Origin of the sequence: Pseudomonas sp. NC02, assembly GCF_002874965.1 — a bacterium.
In the GTDB taxonomy this organism is placed as follows: domain Bacteria; phylum Pseudomonadota; class Gammaproteobacteria; order Pseudomonadales; family Pseudomonadaceae; genus Aquipseudomonas.
Genome location: NZ_CP025624.1, coordinates 88,009 through 107,227, shown reverse-complemented (window position 1 = coordinate 107,227; position 19,219 = coordinate 88,009). Strand labels below are relative to the sequence as shown.

General features: G+C 60.9%; 17 protein-coding genes. 11 read left to right on the top strand and 6 right to left on the bottom strand.

Going from position 1 to position 19,219, the window contains the following annotated elements; all coding sequences use genetic code 11:
• Nucleotides 1–204: 204 nt before the first annotated feature.
• The 9 genes from C0058_RS00525 (at nt 205) to C0058_RS00485 (ending at nt 10,374) form a co-directional block, all read left to right on the top strand.
• Nucleotides 205–1,512 carry a CitMHS family transporter gene (locus C0058_RS00525; RefSeq protein WP_102367841.1) on the top strand — a complete coding sequence of 436 codons (1,308 nt, stop codon included), beginning with the start codon at nt 205–207 and terminating at the stop codon, nt 1,510–1,512.
• Nucleotides 1,513–1,577: 65 nt separating this feature from the next.
• A complete protein-coding gene (locus C0058_RS00520; RefSeq protein WP_003214768.1) occupies nt 1,578–2,345 on the top strand; it encodes a TerC family protein in 768 nt (255 codons plus the stop codon).
• A 214-nt stretch (nt 2,346–2,559) separates the two neighbouring features.
• Complete coding sequence (locus C0058_RS00515; RefSeq protein WP_102367840.1) at nt 2,560–4,218, top strand: Na/Pi cotransporter family protein; 1,659 nt, start codon at nt 2,560–2,562, stop codon at nt 4,216–4,218.
• 58 nt (nt 4,219–4,276) lie between these two features.
• Complete coding sequence (locus tag C0058_RS00510) at nt 4,277–5,659, top strand: pitrilysin family protein (protein ID WP_102367839.1); 1,383 nt, start codon at nt 4,277–4,279, stop codon at nt 5,657–5,659.
• 71 nt (nt 5,660–5,730) lie between these two features.
• Nucleotides 5,731–6,774, top strand: coding sequence for a DUF5924 family protein (locus tag C0058_RS00505; RefSeq protein WP_003214774.1), 1,044 nt, complete (start codon nt 5,731–5,733; stop codon nt 6,772–6,774).
• 55 nt (nt 6,775–6,829) lie between these two features.
• Entirely contained in the window at nt 6,830–7,978 is a 1,149-nt protein-coding gene (locus C0058_RS00500) for an ABC transporter permease (RefSeq protein WP_032899919.1), read from the top strand.
• Complete coding sequence (locus C0058_RS00495; protein ID WP_003214778.1) at nt 7,975–8,778, top strand: ABC transporter ATP-binding protein; 804 nt, start codon at nt 7,975–7,977, stop codon at nt 8,776–8,778. The genes C0058_RS00500 and C0058_RS00495 overlap by 4 nt, the downstream gene beginning before the upstream one ends.
• A gap of 1 nt (nt 8,779) precedes the next feature.
• Complete coding sequence (locus tag C0058_RS00490) at nt 8,780–9,718, top strand: MlaD family protein (RefSeq protein WP_008439646.1); 939 nt, start codon at nt 8,780–8,782, stop codon at nt 9,716–9,718.
• Nucleotides 9,715–10,374: an ABC-type transport auxiliary lipoprotein family protein gene (locus tag C0058_RS00485; protein ID WP_008439645.1), complete on the top strand. Its 660-nt coding sequence runs from the start codon at nt 9,715–9,717 to the stop codon at nt 10,372–10,374. The genes C0058_RS00490 and C0058_RS00485 overlap by 4 nt, the downstream gene beginning before the upstream one ends.
• An 86-nt stretch (nt 10,375–10,460) precedes the next feature.
• On the opposite strand, the gene C0058_RS00480 is transcribed toward C0058_RS00485, so the two are convergent.
• The 5 genes from C0058_RS00480 to C0058_RS00460 form a co-directional block, all read right to left on the bottom strand.
• Nucleotides 10,461–11,690 carry a nucleoside recognition domain-containing protein gene (locus tag C0058_RS00480; protein WP_102367838.1) on the bottom strand — a complete coding sequence of 410 codons (1,230 nt, stop codon included), beginning with the start codon at nt 11,688–11,690 and terminating at the stop codon, nt 10,461–10,463.
• A 99-nt stretch (nt 11,691–11,789) separates the two neighbouring features.
• Nucleotides 11,790–13,121 carry a glutamate/aspartate:proton symporter GltP gene (gene gltP, locus C0058_RS00475; RefSeq protein ID WP_003214787.1) on the bottom strand — a complete coding sequence of 444 codons (1,332 nt, stop codon included), beginning with the start codon at nt 13,119–13,121 and terminating at the stop codon, nt 11,790–11,792.
• Between the two features lie 729 nt (nt 13,122–13,850).
• Nucleotides 13,851–14,318 carry an inhibitor of vertebrate lysozyme family protein gene (locus tag C0058_RS00470; RefSeq protein WP_003214789.1) on the bottom strand — a complete coding sequence of 156 codons (468 nt, stop codon included), beginning with the start codon at nt 14,316–14,318 and terminating at the stop codon, nt 13,851–13,853.
• A gap of 2 nt (nt 14,319–14,320) precedes the next feature.
• Entirely contained in the window at nt 14,321–14,485 is a 165-nt protein-coding gene (locus C0058_RS00465; RefSeq protein WP_003170804.1) for a DUF1328 domain-containing protein, read from the bottom strand.
• Nucleotides 14,486–14,562: 77 nt separating this feature from the next.
• Nucleotides 14,563–14,847 carry a hypothetical protein gene (locus tag C0058_RS00460; RefSeq protein WP_087694545.1) on the bottom strand — a complete coding sequence of 95 codons (285 nt, stop codon included), beginning with the start codon at nt 14,845–14,847 and terminating at the stop codon, nt 14,563–14,565.
• 392 nt (nt 14,848–15,239) lie between these two features.
• On the opposite strand from C0058_RS00460, the gene algB reads away from it, so the two are divergent.
• Nucleotides 15,240–16,586 (top strand): sigma-54-dependent response regulator transcription factor AlgB, encoded by a 1,347-nt coding sequence (gene algB / locus C0058_RS00455; RefSeq protein ID WP_003214793.1) that lies wholly within the window; start codon nt 15,240–15,242, stop codon nt 16,584–16,586.
• A gap of 10 nt (nt 16,587–16,596) precedes the next feature.
• Nucleotides 16,597–18,384 carry a KinB sensor domain-containing domain gene (locus C0058_RS00450; RefSeq protein WP_008439641.1) on the top strand — a complete coding sequence of 596 codons (1,788 nt, stop codon included), beginning with the start codon at nt 16,597–16,599 and terminating at the stop codon, nt 18,382–18,384.
• A 17-nt stretch (nt 18,385–18,401) separates the two neighbouring features.
• Here the strand turns inward: C0058_RS00450 and C0058_RS00445 are convergent, their stop codons facing one another.
• Nucleotides 18,402–19,178, bottom strand: a complete 777-nt coding sequence (locus tag C0058_RS00445) for an N-acetylmuramoyl-L-alanine amidase (protein ID WP_003214798.1) — start codon at nt 19,176–19,178, stop codon at nt 18,402–18,404.
• Nucleotides 19,179–19,219: the final 41 nt, after the last annotated feature.

Here is a 19,219-nt window from a genome sequence, read left to right as displayed (position 1 = left end):
GAAAGCTGGCTGAAAGCTTCCGGGACTAGGATCGCCCACCACTACCGGCAACAGACCGGTTGTTAACAACAACAATGGTGATTCCCGATGTCCGCTCGTACCCGCCTGTTTGCCCCGACTCCACCCGTACGCCTCGTGCCTTTCGTTCTGCGCTGACCCAACCGGTTCGCCATTCCCTAGCCGCGCTACGCCTGGAGTATTCCTATGCTGACTTTCCTTGGCTTTGCCATGGTCATCACGTTCATGTTCCTGATCATGACCAAGCGCCTGTCTGCGCTGATCGCCCTGATCATCGTACCGATCCTGTTCGCGCTGTTCGGCGGCTTTGCCCCGCAGATCGGCCCGATGATGCTCGCGGGCATCACCAAGCTTGCGCCGACCGGCGTAATGCTGATGTTTGCCATCCTCTATTTCGCCTTGATGATCGACTCCGGCCTGTTCGACCCGGCCGTGCGCAAGATCCTCAAGCTGGTCAAGGGCGACCCGCTGAAGGTCTCGGTCGGCACCGCCGTGCTGGCCCTGGTGGTATCACTGGACGGAGACGGCGCCACCACCTACATGATCTGCGTGGCCGCCATGCTGCCGCTGTACCAGCGCATCGGCATGAGCCCGCGGATCATGGCCGGCCTGATCATCCTCACCGGTGGGGTGATGAACATGACCCCATGGGGTGGCCCGACCGCCCGCGCCGCCAGTGCATTGCACGTGGACCCATCGGATATTTTCGTACCGATGATTCCAGCCATGGCCGCCGGCGTCGTCGCCATCCTGGTGATTGCCTATATGTACGGCAAGCGCGAACGGGCACGCCTGGGCGAGTTGCACCTGCAAGGCGATGAAATCGACCACAGCGAAATCAGCGTCTCGCAATACCCGGACGCCCGCCGTCCGAAACTGATCTGGTTCAACGGCGCACTGACCTTCGCCCTGATGTGCACCTTGATCGCCGGCCTGTTGCCACTGCCGGTACTGTTCATGGTGGCCTTCAGTATCGCGATGATCGTCAACTACCCGTGCCTGCAGATGCAGAAAGACCGGATCGCCGCCCATGCCGGCAGCGTCCTGGCGGTCACCGGCCTGATCTTCGCCGCCGGTATCTTCACCGGCATCCTGTCCGGTACCGGCATGGTCGATGCCATGTCCAAGAGCCTGCTGGCCGTCATCCCTGACGCGCTGGGGCCTTATCTGGCCGTGATCACCGCGCTGGTGAGCATGCCGTTTACCTTCTTCATGTCCAACGATGCCTTCTACTACGGCGTTCTGCCGGTACTGGCCGAAGCCGCCAGCCACTACGGCATCACTGCCGTGGAAATGGCCCGCGCCTCGATCGTTGGCCAGCCTGTGCACTTGTTGAGCCCACTGGTTCCATCGACCTACTTGCTGGTAGCCCTGGCGGGTATCGAATTTGGCGATCACCAGCGCTTCACCCTCAAGTGGGCGGTGCTGGTGTGCCTGTGCATAATGGTCGCCGCTTTGCTGATGGGGATTTTTCCGCTGTTCAGCACTCTATAATCGTACAACTTACTGCGCCGGCTCTTAAGGCTGGCGCGGTCTAACACTCGCTCAAAGGAATACACATGGAATGGCTGACCAATCCGGAAATCTGGATTGCCTTCTTCACCCTGACGGCCCTCGAGATCGTCCTGGGCATCGATAACATCATCATGATTTCGATCCTGGTCAGCCGCATGCCCAAGCACATGCAGGCGCGTACCCGGATCTTCGGCCTGGCGCTGGCGATGGTCACGCGGATCCTGTTGCTGCTGTCGATCACTTGGGTCATGCGCCTCACCGACGATCTGTTCGTGGTGTTCGGCCAAGGCATTTCCGGCCGCGACCTGATCCTGTTCTTCGGTGGCCTGTTCCTGCTGTGGAAAAGCTCCCAGGAGATGTACCACGCCCTGGAAGGTGAAGACGAAACCCACGACGAGCCGAAGGGCGCCGGTGGCAAGTTCATCTACACCATCATCCAGATCGCGATCATCGACATCGTGTTCTCCCTCGACTCGGTGATTACCGCCGTTGGTATGGTTTCCCACGTACCGGTGATGGTGGCCGCGATCATCGTCGCCGTACTGGTGATGATGCTGGCCGCCGGCACCATCAGCGATTTCATCGACAAACACCCGTCGCTGAAGATGCTGGCGCTGTCGTTCCTGCTGGTGGTAGGTACCGTGCTGATCGCCGAAGCCTTCGACGTTCACGTGCCAAAAGGCTACGTTTACTTCGCCATGGCGTTCTCCCTGGCGGTTGAAGCGGTGAACATCAAGATGCGTACCGCCATCGCGAAAAAGAAGAAACAGCAGGACCCTGTGAAACTGCGCAAGGACATTCCGGGTCAATAACCTGGACCCGCTGCTGAAAAAGGGGCTTTAGAGCCCCTTTTTTTCATCTGCAAAAAGCTGATTTCATGACAGTTTTGTTTCAATCCCGACTTTAGCTATGCGATGCTGGCGCCGAGCCCATTCGCCAACTACAGCTTAAGTACAAGACGTAGAACGGCACGCGGCACTATTCACTTGCTCCGATTGGAGCACGACTCAACACAGGGGGCCCAGCATGCTGACCCTGCTCAATCTGCTTTCCGCGGTAACCCTGCTGATCTGGGGCACGCACATCGTCCGTACCGGCATCCTGCGGGTCTACGGCTCCAACTTGCGCCAGGTCATCGGGCAGAACATGTCCAAGCGCTGGCTGGCGTTTATCGCCGGCATCCTGGTGACGGCCATGGTGCAAAGCAGCAACGCCACGGCGATGCTGGTGACTTCGTTTGTCGGCCAGGGCCTGATGGGCCTGATGCCCGCCCTGGCGACCATGCTCGGTGCCGATGTCGGTACCGCGCTGATGGCCCGGGTGCTGACCTTTGACCTGTCGTGGCTGTCGCCGCTGTTGATTTTCCTCGGGGTGATTTTCTTCCTGTCGCGCAAACAGACACGCGCCGGGCAGATGGGCCGTGTCGGGATCGGCCTCGGGCTGATCATCCTTGCGCTGCAACTGATCGTCGAAGCCGCGGGCCCGATCACCCACGCGCAGGGCGTCAAGGTCCTGTTCGCCTCGCTGACCGGCGACATCTTGCTCGATGCCCTGGTCGGCGCACTGTTCGCGATGATTTCCTACTCCAGCCTGGCCGCCGTCCTGCTGACCGCGACCCTCGCCGGTGCCGGCGTGATCGGCCTGCACGTGGCCATCGGCCTGGTGATCGGCGCCAACATCGGCAGCGGCGTGCTGGCCTTCCTCAGCACCAGCATGCAGAACGCCGCCGGGCGCCAGGTGGCCCTGGGCAGCCTGCTGTACAAGCTGATCGGCTTGCTGCTGATCATCCCGGTACTCGACCCGCTGGTCGGCTGGATGGATAACCTGGACTACAGCGCCCAAGGCATGGTGATCACCTTCCACCTGCTCTATAACGTTATTCGCTGCCTGATCCTGCTGCCCACCATCGGCCCGATGTCCCGCTTGTGCGCCTGGTTGCTCCCGGAACGCGAAGAGGTCAACGGCCTGGCCAAGCCGCGCCACCTGGACCTGGCAGCACTCGCCACCCCAAGCCTGGCACTGGCCAACGCCGCCCGCGAAACCCTGCGTCTGGGCGACCTGATCGACAACATGCTGACCTCGATGCTGGAGGTGCTGCGCGGCAAGCAAACCGCCATCACCCAGGAAATGCGCAGCCTGAGCGACGATGTCGAGGCGCTCTACAGCGCGATCAAGCTCTACCTCGCGCAAATGCCCCGGGAAGACCTCAGCGAACAGGACAGCCGACGCTGGGCCGAGATCATCGAACTGTCGATCAACCTGAAACTGGCCGGCGACCTGATCGAACGCATGCTGCGCAAGGTCCAGCAGCAAAAGACCTCCCAGCGCCGCTCATTCTCCGAAGTCGGCCTGGAGGAACTCGCGGGCCTGCAAACCCAACTGATCGCCAACCTGCGCCTGGGGCTCTCGGTGTTCCTCAGTGGCGACCCGGAAAGCGCCCGGCAACTGCTGCGGGAAAAGCGCCGCTTCCGCGCCCAGGAGCGTCGCCTGGCCCACGCCCACGTCAGCCGCTTGCAACGTAAAATCGTACAGAGCCTGGAGACCAGTTCCTTGCACCTGGAGCTGATTGCCGACATGAAGCGTCTCAACTCGCTGTTCTGCAGCAGCGCTTATGTGGTGCTGGAAACCACCGACACCGGCGCCCTCTCGGCGGACGATATTGCCGACATCACCCATTCGCCCTGAACGTACGACGGCGAGTGAAGTCAGTTAACAATGGACCTCACTCGCCAGGAAGCCTGTTATGCGTCGCCTGCTATTCGCCTGCCTGCTCATGGGTTCGGCACACACCTTTGCCTTTGACCGCCTGCAAGTCGAGGGCTACACCCTGCCCAACGGCCTGCAATTGCTGCTCAAGCCGGGCACCGAACGCGGCCACGTGGCAATTCGCCTGGTGGTGGGTGTGGGCCTGGATGACTTCAGTTGTGAAGACAAGGAACTGCCGCACCTGCTGGAGCATTTGCTGTTCAGCGGGATCGACGGTGGCGGCGAAGGTGAGCTGGAAGAACGCATGCAAGCCCTCGGCGGCGACTGGAACGCCTACACCAGCAATGCCGACACCACTTTCGTCATCGAGGCTCCGGCGCAGAACCAGCGCAAGGTGCTCGACCTGCTGCTGGCCATCATCACCCGCACCCAACTGACCGACGCCAACATCAATGCCGCCAAACAGGTGGTGGAGCGCGAAGACGGCGGCCATTACTCACACCTGCAACGGCTGCTGGACCGCCAGGACCTTGGCCACAAGGCCAGCAGTCAGCTTGCCGTCGAACTGGGGCTCAAATGCGCCGAGCGGGCCGAAGTCGAGCACCTGACCCACGACCAGTTGGAAAAGCTGCGCAAGGCCTGGTACGCCCCCAACAACATGACCCTGATCATCGTCGGCGACCTCGACAAGCTGCTGCCGGCCTATCTCGAACGCACTTACGGCGCACTGGATCCGGTTGACCCCAGCGAACATCGCCCGTTGCCGGAGATTCAACACGCCGCCGCCGTCCGCCGCGACCTGATCCACGGCTGGGTCGGTGACAACGCCAAGCTGCACTGGTTATTCCCCGAGCCGGTGCTGGACGACCAGTACGATGAAACCTTCGACCTGCTCAAGGACTACCTGGATTGGGCGCTGTATCGTCAATTGCGCTTGCAGCACGGCTTGTCCTATGGCCCATGGAGCGAGCGCGAAGTGCTGGGCGGCGTCGGCTTCATGAGCCTCAACGCCGACCTTGAACGCGACAACCTGCCCGAAGCCGAGCACGTGCTGGAAACCCTCAGGGCCCAACTGCTCAAGGACGGCCTCAACCCGGCCACCTTCGCCCGCCTGCAACAAGCCGCCATTGCCCGCCAGGCGTGGGCCGTTCAAGGCAACAGCGCGTTGGCCGACTATTACTGGAGTGCCTCGGGCGACTACGCCAAAGGGCATTTCAGCGACCCGGCCAAGCGCATCAAGGCCGTCAGCCTGGAGCAAGCCAACCAGGCCATGCGCGAGTTGTTCAAGCAGAACGGCTACTGGCGCATCGAGAAACCGTTGTTCAGCTACGATAGCCTCAACTGGATCGCCGCAGGCGCACTGGGGCTGATTGCGATTGTGTTACTAGGCGTGTGGCGTTATCGCAAAGGGATTGCGTAATCGGGCCCCGAGAAAACGGCTAAAACGTTATTCTGTCTGGGATTTTTCCTACAAAGACTGTGAACTGCCGAATGCCTATCCTGACCCACACCATCCAGCGCATCCTCGAGCTGATGAAGCGCTACCCAGGGGTGATTGCACTCGGCGGTTTCATCTCGGGTGTGGGCAGCTTCATCCTGGTGGATCGCCAGCAAGGCATGGCCAGCTGGATCGCGATCATCATGCTGGTGAGCTGGTTATGGCTGATGCTCGAAAACAGCCTCACCCAGCTGTTCAGCAAAGTCTTCAAACGGGAAATCCCCGAACCGCTGCTACGCTACGCCACCCAGATGATCCATCAGGAAAGCCTGTTTTTTGTGCTGCCGTTCTTTTTTGTCACCACCACCTGGAACAGCGGCCAGTCGATCTTTACCGGCCTGCTGGGCGCGGCGGCGTTGGTCTCCATCACCGACCCGCTGTACTACAAGTGGCTGGCGCCCAAGCGCTCGCTGTTTCTCGCACTGCACACCCTGACCCTGTTTGCGGCCCTGCTGACCGCGCTGCCGATCATCCTGCACCTGACCACCGCCGAGAGTTACAAACTGGCCCTCGGCGTGGCGATGGCGCTCTCTATCCCGAGCCTGGCCGTGAGCCTGCCGCTGCGTAGCATCAAGGGCTGGGCGATGCTGTTGGGGGTTACCGCAGCGATTGGTTGCGCCGGCTGGTTCCTGCGCACTTGGGTGCCGCCCGCTACGCTGTGGATGACCGAAGTGGCCATCAGCACCCAATTGCAGGACCGCACGCCCGGCGATGACCTGAAAGAAGTCAGCGCCGCCCAACTGCGCAGCAGCGGGCTGTATGCCTACACCGCGATCAACGCGCCGCGCGGCCTGGATGAGCGGATCTACCATGTGTGGAAATTCAACGGCAAGGAAGTCGACCGCATCGCCCTGGACATCCATGGTGGGCGCAAGGAAGGCTATCGGGCCTGGACCCACAAGCAGAACTTCCCCCCCGACTCGGTAGGACGCTGGCAGGTACGGGTGCTGACCGAAGATGGCCAAGTGATCGGCGTGTTGCGCTTCAAGGTGACTGACCCCGGTCAGGGCGCTACAACGCCAGACGCGCCAAAGTAGGCAGGATCGTGCTATTACGTAGGAATTCTGGAATAGCCAAACAAGCTCGGAGCTTATGACCAGTAGCACAACGGCCGGTGCAGCCCATCTGGACACGTCCACCCAGCCTCCATTGCTGAGGATTACAGGGGATTGGACGCTTGCCCACTATGCCAACCTGAAGAAGCTGTCGGAAAAGCTCGACGGCCAGTACGACGCTGGCGCACGTATCGACCTTAACGGCCTCGGCGCCCTGGACACGGCCGGCGCCTCGCTGCTGGTGGAATTGCTCGGCCCCGAGCGCATCGAACAGTCCGCCGAACAGACCGACTGCAGCCTCTCGACCGCCGACCGCGCGTTACTGAAAACCGTCTACCGCTCTCTGAACGACTTCTGTGTGCCGGTCAAGGAACCCGAAGAAGCCGCCGGCATCATGTTGCTGGCACGCATCGGCGGCGCGGTCTACACCGTCTGGCAAGACGGCATGAAACTCCTGGGCTTCATCGGCCTGATCCTCGAGACCTTCGCCCGTGGCGTTTTCCGGCCCAAGCGCTGGCGCGTGACGCCCATGGTTGCGCATATCGAACAAACCGGCCTCGATGCGGCCCCCATCGTGGCCTTGCTGACCTTCCTGGTGGGCGCAGTGGTGGCGTTTCTCGGTGCCACGGTGCTGGCCAGTTTTGGCGCGAGCATCTTCACCGTGGACCTGGTGGCGTTCTCCTTCCTGCGGGAGTTCGGCGTGTTGCTCACCGCGATCCTGATGGCGGGCCGCACCGCCAGTGCCTTCACCGCACAGATCGGCTCGATGAAGGCCAACGAAGAGATCGATGCGATCCGCACCCTGGGCCTCGACCCGATGGAGTTGCTGGTGCTGCCCCGCGTACTGGCATTGCTGGTGGCGCTGCCGATGCTGACGTTCCTGGCAATGCTCTCGGGCATTATCGGCGGCGGTGTGGTGTGTGCCGTGGCCCTGGATATTTCGCCGGCAATGTTCCTGTCGCTGCTGCAATCGGACATTGGCGTGCAGCACTTCCTCGTCGGCATGGTCAAGGCACCGATCTTCGCGTTCCTGATCGCGGCCATCGGCTGCCTCGAAGGTTTCAAGGTCAGCGGCAGCGCCGAGTCCGTCGGCGCCCACACCACCTCCAGTGTGGTGCAATCGATTTTCGTGGTGATCGTGCTGGATGCGGTCGCCGCACTGTTCTTCATGGAGATGGGCTGGTGAGTCGTTTACGCCGTGCGCCCACTGAGGCGGTGATCGAAGTCCGCGGGCTGTGCAACCGCTTTGGTTCGCAAAGCGTGCACGAGAACCTCGACCTGGACTTGTACAAGGGTGAAATCCTCGCCGTCGTCGGTGGCTCCGGCAGCGGCAAGTCGGTGCTGCTGCGCAGCATCATCGGTTTGCGCCAGCCCAGCGAAGGCCAGGTGCGGGTGTTCGGGCAGAACTTGCCGAGCCTGTCGGAACACGAGCGGTCACTGGTGGAGCGGCGCTTCGGCGTGCTGTTCCAGAAGGGCGCGCTGTTTTCCTCGCTGACGGTCACCGAGAACGTTGCGTTGCCACTGATAGAGCATGCCGGCCTCAGCCGTCCCGATGCCGAACACCTGGCGGCAGTAAAGCTGGCGTTGGCCGGGCTGCCGCTGTCGGCCGCCGACAAATACCCCTCGTCACTCTCCGGCGGCATGATCAAGCGCGCGGCCCTGGCCCGTGCCCTGGCGCTGGACCCGGACATCCTGTTTCTCGACGAACCCACCGCCGGCCTCGACCCGATCGGCGCCGCCGCCTTCGATCAACTGATCCTGACCCTGCGCGATGCGCTGGGCCTGAGCGTGTTCCTGGTCACCCACGACCTCGACACGCTGTACACCATCACCGACCGCGTAGCGGTGCTGGCGCAGAAAAAGGTACTGGTGGCGGATGCCATCGATGTCGTCTCGGAAACCGATGACGCCTGGATTCACGAATACTTCCATGGCCCACGGGGCCGCGCGGCATTGGATGCCGCTCAACTGCTCAACGAGGTATGACATGGAAACCCGAGCCCATCATGTGATGATCGGTCTGTTCAGCGTGATCGTCGTGGTCGGCGCCATGCTGTTTGGCCTGTGGCTGGCCAAGTCCAGCGTCGACAGCGCATTCCAGGATTACGAAGTGGTGTTCAACGAGGCGGTCAGTGGGCTGTCCCAAGGCAGTGCCGTGCAGTACAGCGGGATCAAGGTGGGCGACGTCACCAGCCTGCGCCTCGACCCGAAAGACCCGCGCCGGGTGCTGGCGCGCATCCGCCTGGCCGGGCAGACGCCGATCAAGGAAGACACCCAGGCCAAGCTGGCCCTGACCGGCATCACCGGCACCTCGATCATCCAGCTCAGCGGCGGTACGCCCCAAAGCCCTGAGCTCAAGGGCAAGGACGGCAACCTGCCGGAAATCATCGCATCGCCATCGCCGATCGCGCGACTGCTGAACAACAGCAACGACCTGATGACCAGCATCAACTTGCTGCTGCACAACGCCAATCACATGTTCTCCCGGGAGAACGTCGACCGCCTCAGCAATACCCTGGACAACCTGCAACAGACCACCGGCGCGATTGCCGATCAGCGCGGCGACATCAAGGTGGTGATGCAGCAATTGATGCAGGTGAGCAAACAGGCCAGCGCCACCCTGGAGCAAACCACCGCGTTGATGCGCAACGCCAACGGTTTGCTCAACGACCAGGGCAAGCAGGTTTTCGGCAGTGCTGAAAAGGCCATGCAGTCCCTTCAACAGAGCACGGCCACGATCGACACCTTGCTGACCAACAACAAGGATTCCCTGAACAGCGGCATGCAGGGTCTCAACGAACTGGCGCCAGCAGTGCGCGAGCTGCGGGAAACCCTGGGTTCGTTGCGCGCCATTTCCCGCCGCCTGGAAGCCAACCCCAGCGGTTACCTGCTGGGCAGCGACAAGAACAAGGAGTTCACGCCATGAAGCGTGCGTACCAAATGATCGCCCCCGTTGCGCTGGTATTGGTCAGTGCGTGTTCCATCCTGCCGAAGGCGGATCCCTCGGACGTGTACCGGTTGCCATCGGCGCAGGCCGCCACGCAGGCCAGCCCGGTGGCCTGGTCGCTGCGGGTGGCGAAGCCGCAGACCAGCGAATTCCTCGATAGCCCGCGGATTGCCGTGGTGCCTAATGGCGACCTGATCAGCAGCTATGCGAATTCCCGCTGGAGCGATCCGGCACCGGTGCTGTTGCGTAACCGGTTGCTGGACGGGTTCCAGCGGGATGGGCGGGTGACGTTGCTCAGTACCGATGAGACCAATCTGCAGGCGGACTTTGAGTTGGGCGGGCAGCTGCAGGCGTTTCAGAGTGAGTATCGCGGCAGCGCAGTTGAAGTGGTGATACGGCTGGACGCACGGTTGGTGCGCGGCAGTGATCAACGGATTATTGCCAGCAAGCGGTTCGAGGTGAGGCAGCCGGTGGGGGATACCAAGGTGCCGGCGGTGGTGGCCGGGTTTGGTCAGGCTGGGGATGTGCTGAACAGGCAGCTGGTGGATTGGGCCGTCGGCCTGGGAAGCCGCGCTTTTGTGGCCAGGGAGCTTGCTCCCGTTGGGCTGCGCAGCAGCCCCAAAACCAGTCAATGAGCTTTGACTGACACACCTGCGATAACTGACTGGGGCCGCTTCGCGGCCCAACGGGAGCAAGCTCCCTCGCCACAGGGATTCAGGTCTTAGCCGAAGAACCAGTAGCACACCGCAATCGCCGCCACCACACCAGCAAACTCCGCCAACAACGCACACCCCACCGCATGCCGTGCCCGCTGGATTCCCACCGAGCCAAAGTACACCGCCAACACATAGAACGTGGTCTCGGTGCTGCCCTGAATCGTCGCCGCCACCAGCGCCGGGAAGCTGTCCACGCCCTGGGTCTGCATGGTCTCAATCAACATCGCCCGCGCCGCACTGCCGGAGAACGGCTTGACCATCGCGGTCGGCAGCGCATCGACAAAGCGCGTGTCCATGCCGGTCCAGGCCACTACGTGGCGAATGCCTTCCAGGCCGAAATCCAGCGCGCCGGACGCCCGCAACACGCCCACTGCACAGAGCATCGCCACCAGGTACGGCAGCAGGTTCTTGGCAACGTCGAAGCCCTCTTTGGCACCTTCGACAAACGCCTCGTAGACCTTCACCTTGCGCAGCGCGCCGATCACCAGGAACAACATGATCAGCCCGAACAGCGTGAGGTTGCCGAGGATCGACGACAGGCCCGCCAGCGCCGTGGCTGAGAGCGTCGCCAGCAAGGCCATGAAGCCACCCAGTACCAGCGCACCCGGAATCAGATACGCCAGCACCACCGGGTCCCACAGCCGCAGGCGTTGCATCACCGCCACCGACAACAGGCCCACCAGGGTCGAGGCGCTGGTGGACAGCAGGATCGGCAGGAACACCAGCGTCGGGTCCGCCGCACCTTGCTGGGCGCGGTACATGAAGATGGTGACCGGCAGCAGGGTCAGGGAAGACGCGTTGAGTACCAGGAACAGGATCTGCGCGTTGCTGGCGGTATTGGGGATAGGGTTGAGCTCTTGCAGCGCCTTCATGGCCTTGAGGCCGATGGGCGTAGCGGCGTTATCGAGGCCCAGGCCGTTGGCGGCGAAGTTGAGCGTGATCAAGCCGATGGCCGGATGACCGGCAGGCACTTCCGGCATCAGGCGCCGGAACAGCGGCCCCAGGGCCTTGGCCAGCCAGTCGACGATCCCGGCTTTCTCGGCGATACGCAGGAAGCCCAGCCACAAGGTCAGGGTGCCGAACAGCAACACCATCACCTCGACCGACAGCTTGGCCATGGCGAAAATGCTTTCCACCATGGCCGCAAAGATCCCGGCATTCCCGCCGATCAGCCATTGCGCCAGCGCAGACACCATCGCCACGATAAAGAAGCCAAGCCACAGGCCATTGAGCATCAGTTGAATCCCCCGAAAGATGGGGCGAATGATAGCGGGGCTGGCAGAAACGACAAACCCCGGATTTTCCGGGGTTTGTGTAGAAGCCAGTCCTGGCGGTCAGCCGCGAGTGGTCTCGCCGGCCGGCAGTGCTTGCTTGGTGCGCCAGTGCGGCAGGGAGTTCCAGTAGCGCTCGCCCTTGGCATCGTCGTACATGCCTTCCCAACGGGAGATGACCAGTACGGCCAGGGCGTTACCGATCACGTTCAGTGCGGTACGGGCCATGTCCATGATGCGGTCGACACCGGCGATGAACGCCAGGCCTTCCAGCGGAATGCCCACGCTGCCCAGGGTCGCCAGCAGCACCACGAACGACACACCCGGTACGCCGGCGATGCCTTTGGAGGTGACCATCAGGGTCAGCACCAGCATCAGTTGCTGGCCAATCGACAGGTCGATGCCATACAGCTGGGCGATAAAGATCGCCGCGATGCTCTGGTACAGGGTCGAACCGTCGAGATTGAACGAGTAGCCGGTCGGTACCACGAAGCTGCAGATCGCCTTTGGCGCGCCGTAGGCTTCCATCTTCTCGATCACACGCGGCAGCACGGTTTCAGAGCTGGCAGTGGAGTAGGCCAGCACCAGCTCATCCTTGAAGATGCGCATCAGCTTGATCACCGAGAAGCCGAACAGGCGGGCGATCAGGCCCAGCACCACAAAAGCAAAGAACAGGATGGCGACGTAAACCAGGATCACCAGCTTGGCCAGCGGCAGCAGCGAGGCGAAGCCGAAGTTGGCGACGGTCACCGCGATCAGGGCAAATACACCGATCGGGGCGTATTTCATGATCATGTGGGTGACTTTGAACATGCTCTCGGACACGCCCTGGAACATGGTCACCAGGGGCTCGCGCAATTCAGGCTTGAGGCTCGACAAGCCGAGGCCGAACAACACCGAGAAGAAGATGATCGGCAGCATGTCGCCACGGGCCACGGCGGCGAAGATGTTCGACGGGATCAGGTTGAGGATCGTCTCGATGAACGCGTGCTCGTGCTGGACCTCGGCGGCGGTGGCCGTGTATTTGGAAATGTCGACGGTACCCAGGGTACTCATGTCGATGCCGGTACCCGGATGGAACAGGTTGGCCAGCAACAGGCCGACCACAATGGCAATGGTGGTGACCACTTCGAAGTAAAGGATGGTTTTAACGCCGATCCGGCCGAGCTTTTTCGCATCGCCAACACCGGCGATTCCGACAATCAGCGACGAAATCACGATCGGGATAACGATCATCTTGATCAGGCGGATAAAGATATCGCCAGCGGGCTGCAACACGTTGCTGATCCACCAGGCCTTTTCAGCACTGAAATGGTTAAGCACCGCACCGATTGCAATCCCCAGCACCAGACCGATGAGGATCTGCCAGGCGAGGCTTAGCTTTGCCTTCTTCATGTCATTACCCTTACTTCAAGTGGACTCAGGCAGATGCGCCAGCAGCTGGAACGCTCGAGAGCGAAAAAGTGTGTGCATCTGCCCCCGTAGAAGGTCACCGCAGTTGGCCGATATGGCTCACTGGCAGGCGAAAAAAGGCGCAACTATTCCGATGCAAGGAGGCGACGTCTAATGCCGTAAACGCCTACCCTATGCCGAATCGGCATGAGTTTTTTTGAGTTTTTCTGTCTGAACGGTCAGTTCGAATACGACATTTCGGCAGGCATAAATGCCGCGAACCGGCCATTTCAGGCTCGCGCAGGGTTTTTTGAAAATCTACGGTCGCGGTTGAAAACCCCTGAAAATTCCTACGCATACCATCGAAAAACTCGTCTGGCAGAAGACAAACTTTCTCGATAGATGGTCACGCGGAAACACCAAGAAATGGTTGGGCGGACGCAAAAAGGAGAATTGCCGCTATGGGCGGCATGACAGAAGCGGGCATAGGAGCCGCAAGCCCGTCGCAAGTTCCACAAACCATCGGCTTGGGAACTTGCGTCGCAGCTTTTCACCTGACCCGGCCCTTGCGCAGGCACTCCCTGTCCCCGTAGGTCACGCCGATCCAAACGATCAGAGCAACCCGGCCCCTTGGTCATGCACCACCCTTGTCGGGCGATGCAAACAGAAAGAAGCACGGCGCTTCTTTCTATGGACGTTAAGCCGGTAGACGACAGCGTCGTCAGACCGAACCTAGTACCAATTCGGATCTTTCTTGAGCTGTTCCATCAGCAGCTTTTGCATGCCTTCGTCCGGCTTGCCAAGAAAACGGTAGTCGGCGTGCCGCGTTGGCGATTTGTCCGCGGGCAAGCCCGCCGGGACTTCTACCAACATCGCGTAAGCATCTTCCTTGTCGAAGCTGAAAGCGACGATCAGGCGCTTGTTCAGGCATGTGTCTGCGGTTTCACAGAGCGGCCCGACCAAGTACTTGTCGCCATCCTCCTCAACGGCATTCATTTGTTCAGCACTGCCCGACAGGTTCAACACCCATTCAGGCAGACGCTCTTCCTTCTTGACCACGCTCTGCCAAGTCTCGCGGTACTGCGGGTCCGCACTCAGCAGTTCGTTGGCTCGGGACTGGCCATCATTGGCAGCCAGCACCAAGCCGCTGCCGCCCAACAACAGGGCGGCAGCCAGGGCTTTAAGGGACGAGTTGAACATGCTTAGCCTCGACCACGACGGCCAAAGAAGAAGGAAGCGATGAACATCACCAGGAAGACCACAAACAGAATCTTGGCGATACCCGTGGCGGTGCCCGCGATACCACCGAAGCCCAGGACTGCAGCCACAATGGCGATGATCAGAAATGTGATTGCCCAACTCAACATGGTGATTCTCCTTACGCTTCTTTTAGGGGTAACAGCGGTAGTGCCTGCGGTCGCTCGATTCGAGGACCGTGTATTGCCTAGAACACCCAGCGTTCCTGCGATGGCAGGTCGCCGAGGGTGGAGTCCTGTTCAACCGCCGCCAATTGCGGGGTTGTCACATCGGCGGCAGTGCTGCCGACGGAGCGGAAATGGGTCTGGGTCATCATCGGACGTTCAAACTGCACGACTTGCTGCTGACTCTGCTGCCAATGCGCCAATTGCTGACCGCCAATCAAGGTCACCATCAGGGCCAGGCTGGCAAACAGCCCCTGTTGCAGGCGCAGTGGCGATACACGCAGTTGGGTCAGGCTTTGGCGAGTCATGCTGTATCTCTCCCGCATTCTGATTATTCGTAGATGAAACTCGTATGAGCTGTATTGCAGCCTGCGTGCCAGTTTTTTAACAAAATAAAAACCAATAAAATCAACCAGTTAAAAACAAAAGCGCTTTGACACCACGAGCATCCTGCACGATGCCCCTATCCTTGCCGTGCGAAATGCACGATGGTCACTGGTCGGATCAAGGGATAGGAAGGCAACGTTCGACTGCCGAAGTGGCAAGAGGGAGACAAAAACGCCTCTTGTGGGCGTCTTTGTAAGAAGAAGCGCAGATAGCTGCGCGGTGACGGCTTTAATCAATCAGAATAAACCATGCAACTTGCCCGATTATTCCGGGACTAAACAACATCATTCATTCTTAAGGGAGCGCGGGACAGATGGAATCAGCCAAGGAACTTCAAGGCCGCATTCTTTTAGTGGATGACGAATCCGCGATCCTTCGCACCTTCCGTTACTGCCTGGAAGATGAAGGCTACACCGTAGCCACCGCCAACAGCGCCGCCCAGGCCGATGCCTTGTTGCAACGCCAGGTGTTTGACCTGTGCTTCCTGGACCTGCGCCTGGGCGAAGACAACGGTCTGGACGTACTGGCGCAAATGCGTATCCAGGCGCCGTGGATGCGCGTGGTGATCGTCACGGCCCACTCGGCCGTCGACACCGCCGTGGATGCGATCCAGGCCGGCGCGGCCGACTACCTGGTAAAGCCTTGCAGCCCCGACCAATTGCGCCTGGCCACGGCCAAGCAGCTGGAAGTGCGCCAGCTGTCGGCACGCCTGGAAGCCCTGGAAGGCGCAGTGCGCCAGCCCAAGGACGGCCTCGACTCCCATAGCCCGGCGATGATGGTGGTGCTGGAAACCGCACGCCAGGTGGCGGGCACTGATGCCAACATCCTGATTCTCGGCGAATCCGGCACCGGTAAAGGTGAACTGGCCCGGGCGATCCACGGTTGGAGCAAACGCGCGAAAAAATCCTGTGTCACCATCAACTGCCCGTCCCTGACGGCGGAACTGATGGAAAGCGAGTTGTTCGGTCATAGCCGTGGTGCGTTTACCGGCGCCAGCGAAAGCACCCTCGGCCGCGTCAACCAGGCCGATGGCGGCACCTTGTTTCTCGACGAGATCGGCGACTTTCCGCTTACTTTACAACCCAAGTTGCTGCGCTTTATCCAGGACAAGGAATACGAGCGCGTCGGCGACCCGGTGACGCGCCGTGCCGATGTGCGAATTCTCGCCGCTACCAACCTGAACCTGGAAGACATGGTTCGCGACGGCCGTTTCCGCGAAGACCTGCTGTATCGCCTGAATGTCATCACCTTGCACCTGCCGCCCCTGCGCGAACGCAGCGAAGACATCCTGACCCTGGCCGACCGCTTCCTGGCGCGCTTCGTGAAGGAATATGCGCGGCCGGCGCGCGGCTTCAGCGATGAAGCCCGTGAGGCACTGCTCAACTACCGCTGGCCGGGGAACATCCGTGAGCTGCGCAACGTGGTTGAGCGGGCCAGCATCATTTGCCCGCAGGAAAAAGTTGAGATCAGCCACCTCGGCATGGCCGAGCAGCCGACTAACAATGCCCCGCGTATCGGTGCGGCGTTGAGCCTGGATGAACTGGAAAAGGCGCATATCGGCGCCGTGCTGGCCACCAGCGACACCCTGGACCAGGCGGCCCGAACCCTTGGCATTGATGCGTCGACGCTGTATCGCAAACGCAAACAATACAACCTGTGAGCTGTAGCCTATGAAGCTTGCGATGACCCTGCGCACTCGGTTGTTCCTGAGTATTTCCGCGCTGATCACCGTCGCCCTGTTGGGGTTGCTGCTGGGGCTGGTGAGCGTCATGCAAATGGCCAAGACCCAGGAATCGTTGATTCGTAGCAACTTCATCACATTGGACCTGGGGCTCAAGCTTCGGCAGACCCTCGGCGACCAGTTGATGATCATGCTCAATGAACAGCCGAATACCGCTGCGCTGGAAGACTCCAAGCAACGCTATTTCGCCCTGTTGCAGCAAGGTATCGACCACGAACAAAAGGACGCGGTAACCAGCGGTTTTACCCAGGCCAAGACCAATTACCTGAGCTTTCTCGAGGCGTTCGATGAAAAGGAGAATGCTCCGCCGCAACTGCGCAACAACGACGAGCTGACCAAACGCTTCAACATCCTGCGCAACGGCCTGATCGCCGAGCACAAGAAAGCCCTGGATAACATCAACGATACCGAACACAAGTCCCGTGAACGTGCGCTGCTGATTGCCGGCCTGCTGGGCCTGGTCGGGCTGGCGGTGCTGATCATCGGTTTCGTTACCGCCCACGGTATCGCCCGACGCTTTGGCGGGCCGATCGAAGCGCTGGCCAAGGCCGCCGACAAGATCGGCCAGGGCAACTTCGAAGTCACGCTGCCCATTTCATCCGCAGCGGAAATGAACCTGCTGACCCGACGCTTCGGCATCATGGCCGAGGCGTTGCGCCAGCATCAGGCAACCAATGTCGACGAGCTACTCGCCGGGCAGCAACGCCTGCAAGCGGTGCTCGACAGCATCGACGACGGCCTGCTGATGATCGACCGCCAGGGTCGCCTGGAACACCTTAACCCGGTGGCACAACGTCAACTCGGCTGGGACGAGAATCGCCTGGGCCAAGGCCTTGGCGACGCCCTGGGCCGCCCGGAACTGGATGAACAGCTGCAGCTGGTACTGCGCGGCGGCAACCTGGAGCGCGCACCTGAAGACCTGGAAGTAGAGGTTGAGGGTGAGCTGCGCCTGCTGACGTACAGCCTGACGCCGGTCAGCCATACCCAGGGGCACATTCTGGGCGCGGTGATGGTGCTGCATGACGTTACCGAACAGCGTGCCTTTGAACGAGTGCGCAGTGAGTTTGTATTGCGCGCGTCCCATGAATTACGCACGCCGGTGACGGGCATGCACATGGCCTTCGGCTTGTTCCGGGAACGGGCGAAGTTTCCTGCGGAGTCGCGCGAAGCGGACCTGCTGGATACGGTCAACGAGGAAATGCAGCGCCTGATGCAGTTGATCAACGACTTGCTCAACTTCTCGCGCTACCAGAATGGCTTGCAGAAACTCACCCTGGGCCCGTGTGACATCAGCGACCTGCTCGAACATGCCCGCGCCCGCTTCGCGGAGCAGGCGAATGCACAGAACATCGAACTGCTGGTTGAGGAACAATCACCACTACCGAGGTTGCATGCCGATCGAGCGCAGCTGGAAAGGGTGCTCGACAATTTGCTGGGCAATGCCCTGCGGCACACAGCCGACGGTGGGCAGATCCGCTTGCAGGCGCGTCGCCATGGCGAACGGGTGATTGTCAGCGTTGAAGACAACGGTGAAGGCATTGCCTACGGCCAGCAGGGACGAATCTTCGAACCGTTTGTGCAGGTAGGCCGCAAGAAAGGCGGCGCCGGGCTGGGCCTGGCGCTGTGCAAGGAGATCGTGCAATTGCACGGTGGCCGCATGGGGGTGTATTCGCGGCCGGGGCAGGGGACGCAGTTCTACATGGCGTTGCCCCTGTAGGACCAACGCGCCAACCGTTATTGGTGATTCAACGCCCGCAGGATCGCAGCACTTTCGGCATCCGGCGTCCCATCAAACAGCGACGCCCGGAAATGCATCTGGAACGCGGCCACCACATGCCGCGTCGCCACATCCAGCTCGCCCGTCTGCGGCGTCGGATAGCCCAGCTTCGCCAACTCTTCCTGGAACCAGGTAATGCTCGGCAGATCGGCTGCGTACTGCACCTGGTAACGGGCCACCGCCTTGGCGTCCGGCCACATGCCCAGCCCTTCATCCGCCAGGCGCTTCCAGGGGAACAACGGCCCCGGGTCCAGCTTGCGCAGCGGGGCAATGTCGCTATGGCCGATGATGTTTCGCGGGTCGATGCCGTTGCGTTTGCTGATGTCCTTGAGCAGCACCACCAGTGACTGCACCTGCGCTTCGGAATAGGGATACCAGACGCGGCCCGTCGGCAAATCCCGATAACCCGGGTTCACGATCTCGATCCCGATGGAGCTGGAGTTGAGCCAGGTGCGGCCCATCCATTCACTTTCTCCGGCATGCCAGGCGCGCTGGCTTTCATCCACGAGCTTATAGATGGTGGCCGAGGCGTCATCACCGATCAGGTAATGACTGCTGACCTGGCCATGGGTCAACAGCGCCAGGGAGCGCTCAAGGGACGCCGAGGTGTAGTGCACGACGACAAACTGCACACGATTGTCGTGGTTCACCGACGGATGACTGGTGTCCAGGCGAGGGCCGCTCGCGCAACCGGCGAGCAGGAGAAACAGAAAGGCAGAACACAGAAGTTTCATGGCAGCAAATAGTACGCTTAAGACGATAATGCAACAGTGTA